Genomic DNA, 14,394 nt, shown 5'->3' on the forward strand with positions numbered 1-14,394 from the left:
TTCATCTGGAAGGACTGACGTGGACGCCGTAACAGAAAAGCAGCTGGATAAGCACTGGAACACATTTCTGGGCAAGGTACCGCCGATCATCGACTCCGTGAAGCAGCTCAGCCCAAGCTACTTCCAGCACTACACGCAGGCACGCGACGATGTGCTGCAGGACAATCCCGACGGCCTCAGCCTCGCCATGAAAGAACTGATCTTCGTCATCATCGACATCTGGCGGGAGAACCCCAGCGGCGGCAAGAACCACATCGAGGCCGCGCTGCGTGCGGGCGTAACGCTCCAACAGATCCGCGAAGCCATGGTGATGATCCTGCTGTGCAACGGCATGGTCACCTACGGCCGGATCGGGGACGAACTGTTCCAACATGCACTGAAAATCCAAGGCGAATCCGAATAGCGCAATTGAACGCGCGACGAAAGGCAACAACACATGGAGTACACAGCACTGGCCGTCGAGGTCCGTGAAGGAATCGCCTGGGTGACCATGAATCGCCCCGAAAAACGAAACGCGATTTCCGCGCAGATGATGCGCGAGATGCGGCACTTCCTGGAGGAGACCAAGTACGACGCCGATGTCCACGCGGTCGTGATCAGCGGCGCAGGCCCACACTTCTGCTCCGGACACGATCTATTGGCGCACAAGGAACTCGGCAGCGGACCCCGGCCCTGGAGTGAGGACCAGTCGCGCGCCTACCTGGACTTCATCTTCGATCACTGGTATTGGCCGCTCAAGGACTACCCCAAGCCGCTGATCGCGGCGGTACACGGCACAGCAGCGGCCGGTGGTGCCGAGCTCGCCCTGCTGTGCGACATCACGCTGGCCACGCCGGATGCAGTTTTCGACTACAGCGTGCTGCGCGCAACCGGCGTATTCATGTCGCAGATGCTGGTGTATACGGCCGGCTGGAAGGCCGCCCACGAGATCTACCTGACAGGCGGGACAGTCCACGCCGCCGAAGCGCTCCGGCTGCGAATGATCAACCGTATCGTCTCACAGGAGAACCTGCTCAACGAGGCAGAGCGGCTGGGTACGATCATATCGCGGATGCCGATGGAGTCGCTGAAGCTCGGCAAAATCGCGACCAGGCACGCCTACGATCTCGCCGGTTTGCGCGAGGCTTGGTTCTACGGCAAGGAGGCGGATATCCTCGCCCATCTCGTCGCAGGTGACGAAGTCGAATCCAACATCCGACACGAGCAGGGTGTCACCGCCGCGATCCAGTGGCGGAAGGAACGATTCGTCGGTCTGGACGTGCCGTTCGAGTGACGACGCGGAGCCTGTTCCCTTCTTCCCGGGTGCGGGTTGCCCGCGGGCGGTAACTGGGTCGTGGCAGCGCTGCGCTGCTGAATGGCCAGAGAGGAACCGACACACCATGTCCGGCTGACCGCAACACAGCGAGCTCGAGACGATCGACAACGGCAGTCGTTCGGCGGGAGGGGCGGCGCCGACGACGATCTCGGGACCACTTTTGTCGCCCGATGCCGTCACCTCCGCAGTCCGCGAGATCCGGACTGGTGAGCGAGCAATTTCGCCCTGCCCTCTCGATATCGGCACTGCCGTTTCCCCGGTTCAGCCTGGCCGTCACACAATCTTCCCGCACATCGCGAACCCATTACTGCTCGACGACGGCCGATACATCTGCTTCGTCACCTCGGATGGGACGACTACCGTGGGATGGCCATCGAGTGGCACGGCCGAGTGGGTGGTCGCCGGGGCGCCCTGGTCGTCGCCGGCGACGCCCTTTGCGGTTACGTGGCCTGCGGTGCCCGCCGGGGAGGTTGCACGGAGGCAGCGATGTGACCACTTCATCGGACTGCTCGGAGTCGACGACGTCGTCGTCGAGGAGGTCCTGGTTATTCCCCCGAGCAGCCGTTCATGATCGCCAATTACGTTGCGGCCACGGAAGTCGAGTGTTCGAGGTGTGCCCAGCTGTCACTGCGCGCGGGTTCATTCCGTATGGACGAAAAGGAGAAGCACATGCCGAACGGACAGAGCGCCAACGGCTCGGTTTCATTCGAGCCGTTGACCCCGACGGCGTATCTGGACCGGGCGGCCGCCGCACATGGCGACCGGGTCGGTGTGGTGGACGGTCACTCCCGATGGACCTACACGGAGCTGAGGGAACGATGCATGCGGCTGGCCGGGGCATTGGCCCCGTTGGCGCACCGCAGGCCGGTCGCGGTGCTCGCTCCGAACACACATGTACTTCTGGAGGCGAATTTCGGAGTGCCATGGGCAGGAGTACCGCTCGTCTCGATCAACACTCGGCTCTCCGCGGGAGAGGTCGCTTACATTCTGCAGCACTCGAACGCTGGAGTGCTCGTGCACGACCCGATGTTCGACGACCTCGTCGGCGCCGTGTTTGCCGAGCTGTCGGAACCGCCCGTGCGGATCCGAGCCGGGCAGGAGTATGAAGACCTGCTCGCCGGGGCACAATCAGAGCACCGTACCCCGTCGGATGAACGCTCACTGCTGTCGATCAACTACACGTCCGGCACCACAGGACGGCCCAAGGGCGTGATGTACCACCACAGGGGCGCATCGCTGCAGTCGTTGGCAATGGTGGGCCATACCGGGTTGTCACCCTCCTCGATGTACCTGTGGACGCTGCCGATGTTCCACTGCAACGGCTGGTGCTTCCCATGGGCGGTGACCGCGGCGGCCGCAACGCATATCTGCCTGCCCAAGGTTGACCCGACCGAAATATGGCGTCTAGTCCGCGAGGAGGGCGTGACACACCTGAGCGGAGCACCGACGGTCCTGGCGATGATCGCGCACGCGAAGGACGCAACGCCACTACCGAAGGGACGCCCTGTACGGATCACGACAGGAGGAGCGCCGCCGTCACCGGCCATCTTGCGGCGAATGGCGAAACTCGGATTCGAGGTGACCCATCTGTACGGGCTCACCGAGACCTATGGACCGGCCATGTTGTGCGACTGGCGCCCAGAGTGGGACGATCTCGACCTGGACGCCCAATCCCGGCTCAAGGCCCGCCAGGGCGTCGGGAACATGATCTCCTGTACCGTGCGGGTAATCGCCGAGGACGGCTCCGACGTACCAGCCGACGGCACCACGACGGGGCAAATCGCCCTGCGCGGCAACAACCTCATGCTGGGCTACTTGCACGATCCGGAGGCCACGCTGAACGCGGTGCCGGATGGGTGGTTTCGGACCGGTGACCTCGGCGTCGTGCATCGCGATGGGTACATCGAGCTACGAGACCGGGCCAAGGACGTGATCATCTCAGGCGGAGAGAACATCGCGTCAGTCGAGGTCGAGCAGGCAATTCTAGACCACCCGGCGGTGCTGGAGGCTGCGGTGATCGCAATGCCGGACGAGCGATGGGGCGAGGTCCCGGCCGCGTACATCACGCTACAAGAGGGCGCCTCGACGACCGCGGAAGAGATCGTCGAGCACGTGCGAAGTCGACTCGCCCGGTTCAAGGCACCCAAGATGGTGAGTTTCGGCGAGCTTCCCAAAACCTCCACCGGTAAGATCCAGAAACACCTACTTCGCGAGAAGGCATGGGCTGGCATCGCACGCCAAATCCAATGACGCGGGGTGAATCACTGGGTTGTGAACCGATAGCACGCACCCGTGGCAAGCGAACCGACCTGTTCGAGGATGCTTTCGGGCCATCCGACCACGCGGTTCGGCGTCGGATCCGCGACGGGGCACAGCTACCGTGGCGGTCCCGCATTGTGAGTAACGAGGAAGGAGTCAGAAAATGACGATGTACCCGAAGTATAGGGAGCTCGAAAGGATCGAGAACGGTCGACGTTCGGCGTGGGGGGTATTCGGCTCCGAGGACGACCTCGGCACCGCCAACTTCCTCTCTCCTGTCGCGGTCAGGGCCGCGACCCGCGAGATTCAGACCGGCGAACGGGTCAACTTGTCACTGCCCCTCGACCTTCCAACCCCGCCGTACTTCGGACGGAACCCGATGCAGCACCGAATCTTTCGTCATAGCGAGCTGGTGCTCGACGATGTCATGGACAATTTTTTCCCACAGGCCTCGAGCCAATGGGATGGCTTGCGGCACCGAAAGGACCCCGATGTCGGCTTCTACAACGGTGTCTCCGAGGAGGAGGCCGGTGCCGGCGGCTCCCGGTTGGGCGTGGAAGCGTGGGCCCAACAGGGGATCGTCGGACGCGGAGTTCTCCTCGATATCCCACGATTTGGCGGCATCGAAGACTACGATCCTTTTGTACCGCACCGTATCGATGTCAAGATGATCAAGAAAGTCCTGGACGCCGAGCGAGTTGTCCTGTCCGACGGCGACATCCTTCTGGTGCGCACGGGATACATGGGGGCGTACCTAGCCGCACCTGTGACAGACCGGGGCGCACTTCGGGACAAAGTCACCAGTGCCGGCCTAGCCGCCGCCGAGGAGATGGCCGAGTTCCTCTGGGACAACAGGATCACAGCTGCGGCCGGAGATAACCCCGGCCTCGAAGCATTGCCGCGCAATCTCGAGGTACCCGACCTCCACAGTCGGCTCATCCCGATGCTCGGCTTCCTCATCGGTGAGTTCTGGGCACTTGACGCGCTCGCCGAGGCGTCGGCACGCGATGGGCGCTACACGTGCTTCCTGGCCTCGGTGCCACTGAACCTGCCCGGTGGCGTAGGCACACCTGCCAATGCCATCGCGCTGCGGTGAGGCCCCCTGTCGTGTGGGTGTCTGACGCCTCGAGTAAGACGAAAGGTAAACCATCCGATTGTGGCGACCCCTACAGAACGCAATGATCACCGCCACCGTGGCCCACGGCGGGGTGAGGTTGGACAGCTCGGTTTCCTAGAGTCCCGATACCTGCTGCGGCGGCATACCTTCCCTGGGAGACAGGGCAGAAGACTAACAGCGAGAGGATTAACGATATGGAATCACAGCTGCAGCGGATCATCGACGAGGCCGCAATCCGCGAGGTCCACCTCCGGTATTGCCGCGGAATCGATCGCATGGACTGGGAACTTGTGCGGTCTTGCTACCACCCGGGTGCCGTCGACGACCACGGGCCCTTTCGGGGGACCATCGACGAGTTCATCGCTTGGGCCGCCAAATTACTGCCTACTTTCGTCTCGACAACACACTTCATCGGTAACCAACTCGTCGAAGTCAACGGCGACTCAGCTTGGATGGAGTCCTACTCCCGGGCTTACCACCGAAAGGCACCTGCCGGCGCGCTGCCTGCAACGGACTGGGTCCTCAACTTGCGCTATATCGATCGACTCGAACGCAGAGACGGTCATTGGCGCATCGTTGAGCGCGTGGCGACATGTGATACCGAACGAACCGACCCGGTAGGCGGTGAGCACGCAATCCTCGGCCCTGGGTTCCACAGAGGGACACGTGACAAGACAGACCCTTCCTATTCCCGGGGGCTCGTTCACGACAATGCGTAAACCTTTCAGGACTACTTAAAACCAACCCCTGCAGCAGAAGAAGAAGCTATGACGGGCTGCTGTAGGTTTCATTGGCTCGTTGGTTTGGGCCGCCAGCATGTTCGCTGGAGTCATGATCATCTAGTACTCGATAGGGTGGGTTTGCGCAGGGCGTGTTCTCGTCGAACGCGTCGAACGTGTCGAACGATCCCGTGGGTGTATCACGACCAAACCGTTGCTGCCGATCGCCGGCCGCGGGATATGACGGGTCGGACCGCAACTTCCGCCGCCTCGTTGCCTTAAGAGTGTGTCTCATGTGGGGAGTTTCTTGAAGCAGGTGAGTGCGGCGGCGAGGTGGAGGAAGCCGGCGAAGTGTTCGCCGTAGCGTTCGTAGCGGATGGTCGTGCGCCGGTAGCCGGTGAGCCAGGCGATGGTGCGTTCGATCTTCCACCGGTACCGGCCGAGGCGATCGTTTCGCTCGATGCCGCGGCGGGCGATCCTCGGGACGATGCCTCGTTCGCGCAGCCACCGTCGGTGAATGTCGTAGTCGTAGCCCTTGTCGCCGCGAAGCTTTCCCGGTTTGCGCCGGCGTGGTCCGCGCCTGGACTTCGTTGCCGGAATCCGTGCCACCAATGGTTGCAGCATCGTGCTGTCGTGGGTGTTCGCCCCGGTCACACCCACGACCAGTGGGATTCCATTCGTTTCGGACAGGACGTGGATCTTCGATCCCTTCTTGCCGTGGTCGACCGGGCTGGGGCCGGTCAGCGATCCCCCCTTTTTGCCCGGACGCTTGCCGCATCCAGGATCGCTGCCGTCCAGTCGAGTTCGCCCGCGCTCCCGAGCCGGTCGAGCACCTCGCGATGGAGTTTCTCGAACACCCCATCCCGTACCCAGGCGCTGAATCGTCGATGCGCGGTCGGCACCGTCACCCCGAAGGAGGGCGGCAGATGCCGCCACGGACATCCGCTGGTGAGCACGTACACGATCGCGGTGAACACCGCCCGGTCATCGGCCGGCGCACTGCCGCCTCCCTGCGGCCGGGCGACAAAACGCGGAATCAACGGTTCGACCATCTCCCACAACGCATCCGGAACCAGCCTCAGTGACAACTCATCTACCACGCGTCACATTATGTCCCACACATCACTTCATCCACATGAGACACGCTCTAAACAAAAGATCAGTGGGCAAGAGGAATCGGCGAGGAAGACGTCCGGCGGTGTGGGCACCGGGGTGACTATCTGGTGATCGAACGGGCCACCGTTGGAGATGGGCATCCGTTCTGCGCAGTGCTGGCATTCTCGCACTCGCGGTTTGTTGCTTTTGCGACCAACGGAATCACTGTCCTGGAGGGCATGTTTAGTTGACCGGGTCACGGTCCACGGCTGTCGACCGACCTCGCCTACTCCCACTACGAGGAGCTCGCGAATCTCGGCGTCGAAGCTCCCCGGGGAAACACCCGGGCGCTGACATAGACTTAGTGGTGGCGAGGCCGCCTCGATGCGATCAACAAATGGAGGTGAGCTCAAGGGCTTCACCCACCGGTTTATCGTCGACGGTCTCTGCGCCGACGACGCTGGAAGACAATCTGGGCCCAAACGTCCGCACCGCGTTAAATCATTCACATGCTGAGGAACATTCGGTCTGTTGTGCTCCTCGTCGAGCACTTCGAGGGCATGACGAGACGCGGGTGAAAGAAAACGGGGTCGTGGTGTACTCGAAGTGCTCGGCCGATCCATCCCTTACGTACCGAATCCGGCTGCTCCAGAATGAGGTCAGGTTTGTCACCGAGGGTGTCCAGCGCCGGTCGAGGCGCGAGGTAGGGTGGCGGGTGTAACGGTCAGCGTGATCGGAATGCTCGATCGACAGGTCCGTTTCTGCTGCGATGGTTTCGATGGGGACCCCGCCAGACCGGTTGAAGAGTGTCCATCTCGGCACGAGGAGGCCGTTCGTGGATCGGTCCGAATGATGTGTCTGGTCGCAATTGTTCCGGTCGCCCCAAGTTGCGAGCCGCGTCCCAGGTAACCTGTGTGAAATCGTGAACCGCGGTGGGCTGATCCCTCAGCGAAATGCGTTTGGAGAACACCGGCAACCATTGACTGTACTGTCGTGCTTGGTCGAGGACGGAGCCCTCGACATCGAGTCACAGCTCGACTGATTCAGTGTGGCCGTTTGTGGCGCGCGGACCGTGTAGTGGAGTATTTGCATTCGCTCGTCCAACCGTTGCCTCAGTTCCTTAGTACTGCAACGGCACTTGCTTGACAGGTGGGCGATACTGGTTGCGTGGTCCTCGATATGGTTGCTGCCGAGTTGGAAGCGTTGCACGAGCGGATCTCCGGTCGGTTCACCCGGTCGGAGCCGCGGTCCCGGGTCCGTGAGTATGTGGCGGGTTTGGTTGCGGGTCTGGAACGCAAGAATGGGTGGACTCTCGCCGAGCGGGCCGGTGAGGTGAGCCCGGACGGGATGCAACGGTTGCTGCGGCGGGCGGACTGGGACGTCGACGGGGTCCGTGACGATGTGCGTGATTACGTGGTCGAACGCCTCGGCGATACGGACGGGGTGTTGGTCGTCGACGACACCGGATTCTTGAAGAAGGGCACCCGCTCGGCAGGGGTGCAGCGCCAGTACTCGGGCACCGCCGGTCGGGTGGAGAATTGTCAGATCGGAGTGTTCCTCGCCTACTCGAGTGCGGCCGGGCACGCACTCATCGATCGGGAGCTGTACCTGCCCGAATCGTGGACCACCGACCGGGACCGGTGCCGCGCCGCCGGCATCGGCGACGAGGTCGAGTTCGCGACCAAGCCGGTTCTGGCGCAGCACATGATCGAACGCGCCCTCGACGCGAAGGTGCCCTTCTCCTGGCTCACCGCGGACGAGGCCTACGGGCAGGTGAAGTACCTGCGCGTGTGGCTCGAAGAGCGCGATGTGTCGTACGTGCTGGCCACCCGCCGCAACGACGACGTCTTCACTCCCGACGGGCGCGCCGGCCGTGCCGACGAGATGATCGCCGCGGTCCCACCGAAGCAGTGGCGCCGGATCTCCGTCGGCGACGGCGCCCACGGGCCACGGGAGTATTCGTGGGTGCGGGTGCCGATCCGGATAGCGTGGGCTCCCGGGCGCGGGCACTGGCTCCTCGCCCGCCGATCCCTCTCCGATCCGACCGAGATCGCGTACTACATCTGCGCCGGACCCCGCCGGTCCACGCTCACCGAGCTCGCCACCGTCGCCGGATCGCGGTGGCGGGTCGAGGAATGCTTCCAGCAGGCCAAGAACGAGGCCGGCCTCGACCAGTATCAGGTACGCACCTACCGGGCCTGGTACGCGCACATCACCTTGTCGATGCTGGCCCTCGCCTGGCTCGCCGGGACGAAAACCCAAGCGATAAAGGGGGAATCGGGATTGAAGATCAGGGCATGATCGCGTACACGGTACCCGAGATCCGGCGACTGCTCGTGCATCTGATCCTGCGACACGCCCACCCCGACGAGCACATCTGGTCCTGGTCACACTGGCGACGACGCCGGCAACACCAGGCCCGCACCTCCCACTACCGACGCCGTGGCCACGTTCCGTAAGTGCCGTTGCAGTATTAGAGCGTGTCTCATGTGGATGAAGTGATGTGGGACATAATGTGACGCGTGGTAGATGAGTTGTCACTGAGGTTGGTTCCGGATGCGTTGTGGGAGATAGTCGAACCGTTGATTCCCCGTTTTGTCATCCGGCCGCAGGGAGGTGGCAGTGCGCCGGCCGATGGCCGGGCGGTGTCACCGCGATCGTGTACGTGCTCACCAGCGGATGTGCGTGGCGGCACCTGCCGCCCTCCTTCGGGGTGACTGTGCCGACCGCGCATCGACGGTTCAGTGCCTGGGTGCGGGATGGGGTGTTCGAGAAACTCCATCGTGAGGTGCTCGACCGGCTCGGGAACGCGGGCGAACTCGACTGGACGGCAGCGATCCTGGATGCGGCAAGCGTCCGGGCAAAAAGACATCCCAGGAGCTTGGGTGTCAAGCGGCAGCCCTCTCGACGTGATGTGCCCAGGCCGTCGTTTCGTCGTAGCAGGTGTGGGTCTTGAGGCATCCGTGGAGGATGCCGACGAGCCGGTTGGCGAGCTGCCGCAGGGCGGAACCGGGGTCGAGACCGCGGGCGCGTTGTTTGTCGTAGTAGGCGCGGGCACCGGGTGACGCCTGCAGGGCCGAGAACGCCTGCGAGTTCAGCGCATCGACGAGCCGATCGTTGTGGACGAACCGGGCCGCGATGACCTTCTTTTTGCCGGAGGCGCGGGTGATCGGACTGTTGGCGGCGTAGTTCTTGCGAGCCTTCGCGGTGGCATACCGTTCCGGGTCGTCGCCGAACTCACCGAATACCCGGGGGCCGAGCAGCGGTCCCATCCCGGGCTGGGACAGGATGATCTCAGCATCCGGGTGTCGGCCAAAATGGGCATCGACCTGCCGTTACAACATCTTGATCTCGTGATTGAGAGTGCTCAACACGGCGACGGCGGAGCGGGTGGTGGCCGCGTAGGCGGTGGTGATCACGGCCGCCCGGCCCAGGTGTTCGCCGCGCAGGGCTGCCTGGATCCGATCGGTCTTGGTCTCGATGTCGCGGCGGCGGGCTTTTCGCAGCGCCGCCGTGATCTGTCCCCGTGTCAGTCGTGTCGCCGCGGCCGGGTCCGGTGCCTTCCCGAGCAGCTCGAGGGCATCGACGGCGTCGAGGTCGTCGAATGCCTCCAATGCGGCAGGGAAGTACTCGCGCAGTGCGTGTCGCAGTCGCTGGGAAGGGCTACGACTACGACATTCACCGACGGTGGCTGCGCGAACGAGGCATCGTCCCGCGGATCGCCCGCCGCGGCATCGAGCGAAACGATCGCCTCGGCCGGTACCGGTGGAAGATCGAACGCACTATCGCCTGGCTCACCGGCTACCGGCGCTTGACCATCCGCTACGAACGCTACGGCGAACATTTCGCCGGCTTCCTCCACCGCGCCGCCACTCACCTGCTTCAAGAAGCTACCCACATGAGACACCCTCTTAGACGGGCTGCGGCGGCGCACGAGATGACGATGGCCGAGCTCATTGTTCGTATACAAATCCGGACCGGCATGCTGCGAAGCTGCGGTCTCCGATTTTCATTATTCTACTTGGTCGCTAACCCAGATACCGGAGACCTCGCTCATTGAGCGGCAGCGACTCACCTCAATGTGATCGAACCCCACAACTTAAGCAGTTTTGGAAGATGGTCTACTAGCTGTCGGTGTCCGGGATGGTGTGAATCCGAGGGACATGAAATCCTTCCAGCGCGAGCAGTCTGTCCAACCTCATGAAGACGTCGTCGAGATTCTCGCTCGAGTCGACTCCTGCCGCTTCGGCCGTGAAGTAATTGGTCCACTTCCCCATGCCACCGCTGAGCACCAAACCAGTAATGCTGCAGTCGTGATGGGAAAGGTAAAGCGCCAACGGTGAGACTGATTCGGTTCGCAGCAGTGCACGATCGACCGTCGGGTTAGCCTCCATCCACGTCTGCGACATCGGCGTTGCGGCAAGCGGACAGAGCGCGTTGACCCGAATGTCCACGTCCATGTTGTCCTCAGCTGCCCCCTTCGTCATACCGACTATCGCGGCCTTCGCAACGACGTACGGGAAGGCCCCAGCCGCGCCGAAGACTCCGGCAGCCGAGGATGTATTGACGATTCGTCCATACCGACGTCGCCTCATGTGGGGGAGGGCCTCGTTCATGGTCCAGAAACTGCCCATGAGGTGAATGTTCAGAAGTTTCTGCAGGTCGTGCGTCGTTGTGTCTTGAGCTGTTCCAAAACCCGCGATACCTGCGTTGTTGATCAGCACGTCGACTTGCCCATATCGATCGACGGTGCGCGAAATAAGACCACGCGCGTACGCCTCGTTTGCGATGTCTCCCTCGTCAACAAAGGCAAGATAGCCCTCGTCGCTGAGGGTCTCGGCCGCAGTGCGAGCGCCTGTCCCATCCCCTGTCGGTTCGGGCCGGTCGCCGAGGTCGTTCAGTATTACAGTCGCACCGAGACGCGCAAGTGCAAGCGCATGACTTCGTCCCAGGCCGCTGCCGGCGCCGGTCACGATGGCGACCTTCCCCTCGAATGTGTGGGCCTGGGACATGCAAACTCCTTAGATCGTTCAGCCGTATCAGCCGTATCAGGCTGTATCAGGGGGACTCTCGTCACGAGGTGGTCAACCTCTCTAGAGTGTCAAATGGGAAGACCGTTGGTTTTAGCGGGCCCCGATCCAAGTAACGGGGCCTCCACTGGCTTCTCGCTTGTACCCCATGGATGCTGAGCCGACGACGAGCAGATCGAGGGTTGCAATCTTCGGGATGATCTCTTTCACTTCAGGGCTCTCGATGTCGTTGTAGATCCAGTAACGAAAATCTTCCTTGGTGCCGTCGAGAGCATCGCGCAGACCTGCCGCTGACGCCTTCAGGTGGTCGATGAATGCGGCTTCGTCCTCGTAGTACTGATCAACTTGGCATCGCTTTCCGTCGCTGCTGATGTACGCGACGTAAGAATGCGTCCGAGTCTCGGCTTCCGCCATTTTGGCCATCTGAGCGCGCAAGGCGTCTTTGAATTCCTCGAGTTTTCCCTCAGGGATGGTGACCTCGGAATTGATATGGAACATGCGGAAATCCCTTCATGAATTGTTGATTGGACCGCCATCGGCATCGGCGATGTCAGGAAGCTCACACTAACGAGACGGGTACCGTTCGTCAAGTATGGTGCAGCTGAACCTCGGCACGGATCTACCCTCCGCTCAACCAAATTCAGCAGTCACTCATCGACCTTAGCGCCGCAGGAACCCGAGCACCCGCCCCACCGCGAGGGCAGCGGGCCGGGGACCCTTCCTCGCTGAGCGATCATTTGGCAATGCCAGTTCGGAGGTCTGCACTAGTAGCGTGTCGCTGCTTAGTTCTGGCCTTTTTCGTTAAGGTAAGGGGCGGCAGAGTTCCCCGTCCCCTCTGCCGGTCAGGACTGTTGTCATGCCTTCGCAGAAGAAGCGTCCGGTGACGTTGAGCTCGGCTGATCGTGAGTTCTTGGAACGATTGACCACCACCGGGGTACATCCGGCCTCGATGATCCGACGGGCCCGGGTGTTGCTGGCGCTGGACACCTCGATCGGGGTGGTGGATGAGAAGAAGGTGATCGCAGCACGGTTGGGAGTCTCGGGTGAGACAGTGCGACTGGTCGCCAAGCGGTTCGCCGAAACCGGTCAGGACGTGGAAGCCACGATCGGACGCAAACAGCGTGACCTCCCACCGGTGCCGTCGCAGATCACCGGCGAGATCGAGGCCAGATTGATTGCGTTGGCGTGCACACAGCCCCCAGAAGGTCATGCCCGGTGGTCGCTGCGACTGCTGGAGAAGCACGTCGCCCTGGTCGACGACATCCCCGACCTGGACCACTCGACCATCGGCCGGATCTTAAAAAAACGAAACTTCGTCCTCACCTGAAGAAGTGCTGGACCATCCCACCAAAAGCGAACGCGGAGTTCGCAGCCCGGATGGAAGATGTCCTGTCGGTCTACGCCCGCCCCCACGACCCCGCTCACCCGGTGGTGTGCATGGACGAAAAGCCCTACCAACTCCTCGCGCACGTGCGCGACCCGATCCCTGCAGGCCCGGGACACGATCTGAAGGAGGACTCCGAGTACGTGCGGCACGGAACCTGCTCGATCTTCTGCTGGGTCGAGCCCCTGGCCGGCTGGCGGCGTGTCAATGCCCAGCCCCGGCGCACCAAGGTCGACTGGGCCCGACAGGTCAAAAAGCTACTGTGCGTAGACTACCCGGACGCAGAGACGGTGGTGCTGGTGATGGACAATCTCAACACACACGGCATCGGATCGCTCTACGAGGCCTTCGAGCCGGCCGAGGCGTTCGCGCTCGCGCAGCGGCTCGAGATCCACCACACCCCCAAACACGGCTCGTGGCTCAACATCGCCGAGTCGAGCTCTCGGCGCTGACCCGGCAGTGCCTCGACCGGCGCATCGAGGACCTCGAGATGCTCAACTCCGAACTCGCTGCCTGGCAACGACAGACCAATGCAGACCAACGCCAGGTCCAGTGGCATTTCACCACCGACGACGCCCGTATCAAGCTCCGCCACCTATATCCCAAGACTTAGCGGCGACGGTCTACTAGCTAGTACTGGTAGACCATGCCCAGGCTTTCGCGCTGGTCTGGCAGCTCGGACAGTGTTGTTGGAAACTGTTAGTTGCGGCGTTTCGTGACGAAGGTCGTCACCTGGCGCCCGCGCAGTCTCAGGTTGCCCTTCTCGGGCATCCATGGATGTCTTCAAAGGTTCGCACGTCCCGACCGACTGCAACGAACCCCTTCGAAGCGACGCGTCGATGCGAAAGCTGTTGGAGCTGGAGTGATTCAGCTGCGCAGCAGGAACGTGACCAGCTCCTGGGCGAACTCTTCGTCAGACTTCAGCGGCTTATCGCCGCGATAGAGAGCGGAGGCAATCGCTCGATTGGTCACGGCGCCAGACAGGCAGTCCATGAATAGCGAGGGCGTCACATCGACGGGGAGTTCACCGGTCTCGATCCCGAGTTTCACGAGCTGCCGCGAGGACGCAATTGCGTCGCGCGTTCCGCAATCAGCGATCGCACGTAACTCTTCGGGCAGATCTTGCTCGGTGCGCAATCGAAGATGAGCGGCCCCTGCGGGGCTCACGGACCTGCGGATCATTTGCAGTGTGAGGTCGTAGAGGGCTGCGCGCACACGCCCGATCTCGGGCAGGTCGAATCGAAGCTCGTTCGCCCGAAAGGCGTCCACCAGGACGTCCTGTTTGCTACTCCAGCGCCGATAAATCGATGACTTCCCCGCCTGCGCGCGGCGGGCTACGCCCTCGATGGAGAACGAGCGCCATCCCTCTGCCGCGAATTCTTCGAGCGCTGCATCCATGATGCGGCGATCCACGTCGGGATCACGTGGACGCCCTTGCGGGGTCGGAATAGGGGAGAGCGTCATGCCTGAATCGT

General features: G+C 62.4%; 16 protein-coding genes and 2 pseudogenes. 12 read left to right on the forward strand and 6 right to left on the reverse strand.

Translation table 11 applies throughout. From position 1 onward, the window contains the following. The first annotated feature begins 19 nt into the window (after positions 1-19). The 5 genes from H0B43_RS42110 (at position 20) to H0B43_RS36395 (ending at position 5,410) form a co-directional block, all read left to right on the forward strand. Positions 20-403 carry a carboxymuconolactone decarboxylase family protein gene (locus tag H0B43_RS42110; protein ID WP_185723587.1) on the forward strand — a complete coding sequence of 128 codons (384 nt, stop codon included), beginning with the start codon at positions 20-22 and terminating at the stop codon, positions 401-403. A 33-nt stretch (positions 404-436) separates the two neighbouring features. Then, a complete protein-coding gene (locus H0B43_RS36380; protein WP_185723586.1) occupies positions 437-1,273 on the forward strand; it encodes an enoyl-CoA hydratase/isomerase family protein in 837 nt (278 codons plus the stop codon). Between the two features lie 711 nt (positions 1,274-1,984). Next, positions 1,985-3,565 (forward strand): acyl--CoA ligase family protein, encoded by a 1,581-nt coding sequence (locus H0B43_RS36385; RefSeq protein WP_185723585.1) that lies wholly within the window; start codon positions 1,985-1,987, stop codon positions 3,563-3,565. A gap of 172 nt (positions 3,566-3,737) precedes the next feature. Continuing rightward, positions 3,738-4,670 carry a cyclase family protein gene (locus tag H0B43_RS36390; protein ID WP_185723584.1) on the forward strand — a complete coding sequence of 311 codons (933 nt, stop codon included), beginning with the start codon at positions 3,738-3,740 and terminating at the stop codon, positions 4,668-4,670. Between the two features lie 215 nt (positions 4,671-4,885). After that, on the forward strand, positions 4,886-5,410 hold the full coding sequence (locus H0B43_RS36395; RefSeq protein WP_185723583.1) for a nuclear transport factor 2 family protein: 525 nt from the start codon (positions 4,886-4,888) through the stop codon (positions 5,408-5,410). A gap of 291 nt (positions 5,411-5,701) precedes the next feature. Here H0B43_RS36395 and H0B43_RS36400 read toward each other — a convergent pair. Then, a protein-coding gene (locus H0B43_RS36400) for an IS5 family transposase (protein WP_252189884.1) occupies positions 5,702-6,462 on the reverse strand; the annotation gives its coding sequence in 2 pieces (ribosomal slippage) (positions 5,702-6,160 and positions 6,163-6,462; 759 coding nt in all). Positions 6,463-7,672: 1,210 nt separating this feature from the next. Between H0B43_RS36400 and H0B43_RS36405 the strand changes: the two genes are divergently transcribed. From H0B43_RS36405 to H0B43_RS36415, 3 genes and pseudogenes are all read left to right on the forward strand, one after another. Continuing rightward, positions 7,673-8,806, forward strand: a complete 1,134-nt coding sequence (locus tag H0B43_RS36405; RefSeq protein ID WP_185723581.1) for an IS701 family transposase — start codon at positions 7,673-7,675, stop codon at positions 8,804-8,806. Beyond that, positions 8,803-8,964, forward strand: coding sequence for a hypothetical protein (locus tag H0B43_RS36410; protein WP_185723580.1), 162 nt, complete (start codon positions 8,803-8,805; stop codon positions 8,962-8,964). The genes H0B43_RS36405 and H0B43_RS36410 overlap by 4 nt, the downstream gene beginning before the upstream one ends. A 63-nt stretch (positions 8,965-9,027) precedes the next feature. Then, positions 9,028-9,374, forward strand: a pseudogene (locus H0B43_RS36415) (transposase); the annotation flags it as partial. A gap of 19 nt (positions 9,375-9,393) precedes the next feature. On the opposite strand, the gene H0B43_RS41045 reads toward H0B43_RS36415, so the two are convergent. Both H0B43_RS41045 and H0B43_RS41050 read right to left on the reverse strand, forming a co-directional pair. After that, the gene (locus H0B43_RS41045) at positions 9,394-9,777 is read right to left on the reverse strand and encodes a transposase (protein WP_213015020.1); all 384 of its coding nucleotides are present in this window, start codon (positions 9,775-9,777) and stop codon (positions 9,394-9,396) included. Positions 9,778-9,840: 63 nt separating this feature from the next. After that, on the reverse strand, positions 9,841-10,119 hold the full coding sequence (locus tag H0B43_RS41050; protein ID WP_213015019.1) for a transposase: 279 nt from the start codon (positions 10,117-10,119) through the stop codon (positions 9,841-9,843). Between the two features lie 38 nt (positions 10,120-10,157). On the opposite strand from H0B43_RS41050, the pseudogene H0B43_RS36425 reads away from it, so the two are divergent. Beyond that, a pseudogene (locus tag H0B43_RS36425) lies at positions 10,158-10,292 on the forward strand (IS5/IS1182 family transposase); the annotation flags it as partial. Between the two features lie 337 nt (positions 10,293-10,629). On the opposite strand, the gene H0B43_RS36430 reads toward H0B43_RS36425, so the two are convergent. Both H0B43_RS36430 and H0B43_RS36435 read right to left on the reverse strand, forming a co-directional pair. Continuing rightward, positions 10,630-11,517, reverse strand: coding sequence for an SDR family NAD(P)-dependent oxidoreductase (locus tag H0B43_RS36430; protein ID WP_185723579.1), 888 nt, complete (start codon positions 11,515-11,517; stop codon positions 10,630-10,632). A gap of 111 nt (positions 11,518-11,628) precedes the next feature. Next, entirely contained in the window at positions 11,629-12,033 is a 405-nt protein-coding gene (locus H0B43_RS36435; protein WP_185950054.1) for a putative quinol monooxygenase, read from the reverse strand. 358 nt (positions 12,034-12,391) lie between these two features. On the opposite strand from H0B43_RS36435, the gene H0B43_RS41055 reads away from it, so the two are divergent. Genes H0B43_RS41055 through H0B43_RS41065 form a run of 3 tightly spaced genes read left to right on the forward strand, consistent with a single transcriptional unit; the run spans position 12,392 to position 13,532 of the window. Beyond that, positions 12,392-12,862: a helix-turn-helix domain-containing protein gene (locus tag H0B43_RS41055; protein ID WP_213015018.1), complete on the forward strand. Its 471-nt coding sequence runs from the start codon at positions 12,392-12,394 to the stop codon at positions 12,860-12,862. Next, a complete protein-coding gene (locus H0B43_RS41060) occupies positions 12,751-13,371 on the forward strand; it encodes an IS630 family transposase (RefSeq protein ID WP_213015017.1) in 621 nt (206 codons plus the stop codon). Before H0B43_RS41055 ends, H0B43_RS41060 begins: the two co-directional genes overlap by 112 nt. Beyond that, positions 13,335-13,532 carry a hypothetical protein gene (locus H0B43_RS41065; RefSeq protein WP_213015016.1) on the forward strand — a complete coding sequence of 66 codons (198 nt, stop codon included), beginning with the start codon at positions 13,335-13,337 and terminating at the stop codon, positions 13,530-13,532. Before H0B43_RS41060 ends, H0B43_RS41065 begins: the two co-directional genes overlap by 37 nt. Positions 13,533-13,786: 254 nt before the next feature. Here H0B43_RS41065 and H0B43_RS36445 read toward each other — a convergent pair whose 3' ends face one another. Further along, positions 13,787-14,383 (reverse strand): TetR/AcrR family transcriptional regulator, encoded by a 597-nt coding sequence (locus H0B43_RS36445; RefSeq protein WP_185730451.1) that lies wholly within the window; start codon positions 14,381-14,383, stop codon positions 13,787-13,789. Between the last annotated feature and the right edge of the window lie 11 nt (positions 14,384-14,394).

Origin of the sequence: Rhodococcus sp. 4CII, assembly GCF_014256275.1 — a bacterium.
GTDB lineage: Bacteria > Actinomycetota > Actinomycetes > Mycobacteriales > Mycobacteriaceae > Rhodococcus_F > Rhodococcus_F wratislaviensis_A.

What these genes read in the sequence shown, in the direction of transcription:
- H0B43_RS36395 (WP_185723583.1), top strand. Translation starts at nt 4,886, where the DNA reads ATGGAATCACAGCTGCAGCGGATCATCGACGAGGCCGCAATCCGCGAG.
- H0B43_RS36410 (WP_185723580.1), top strand. Translation starts at nt 8,803, where the DNA reads ATGATCGCGTACACGGTACCCGAGATCCGGCGACTGCTCGTGCATCTG.
- H0B43_RS36390 (WP_185723584.1), top strand. Translation starts at nt 3,738, where the DNA reads ATGACGATGTACCCGAAGTATAGGGAGCTCGAAAGGATCGAGAACGGT.
- H0B43_RS36435 (WP_185950054.1), bottom strand. Translation starts at nt 12,033, where the DNA reads ATGTTCCATATCAATTCCGAGGTCACCATCCCTGAGGGAAAACTCGAG.
- H0B43_RS41045 (WP_213015020.1), bottom strand. Translation starts at nt 9,777, where the DNA reads ATGGGACCGCTGCTCGGCCCCCGGGTATTCGGTGAGTTCGGCGACGAC.
- H0B43_RS36385 (WP_185723585.1), top strand. Translation starts at nt 1,985, where the DNA reads ATGCCGAACGGACAGAGCGCCAACGGCTCGGTTTCATTCGAGCCGTTG.
- H0B43_RS36380 (WP_185723586.1), top strand. Translation starts at nt 437, where the DNA reads ATGGAGTACACAGCACTGGCCGTCGAGGTCCGTGAAGGAATCGCCTGG.
- H0B43_RS36445 (WP_185730451.1), bottom strand. Translation starts at nt 14,383, where the DNA reads ATGACGCTCTCCCCTATTCCGACCCCGCAAGGGCGTCCACGTGATCCC.
- H0B43_RS36430 (WP_185723579.1), bottom strand. Translation starts at nt 11,517, where the DNA reads ATGTCCCAGGCCCACACATTCGAGGGGAAGGTCGCCATCGTGACCGGC.
- H0B43_RS41055 (WP_213015018.1), top strand. Translation starts at nt 12,392, where the DNA reads ATGCCTTCGCAGAAGAAGCGTCCGGTGACGTTGAGCTCGGCTGATCGT.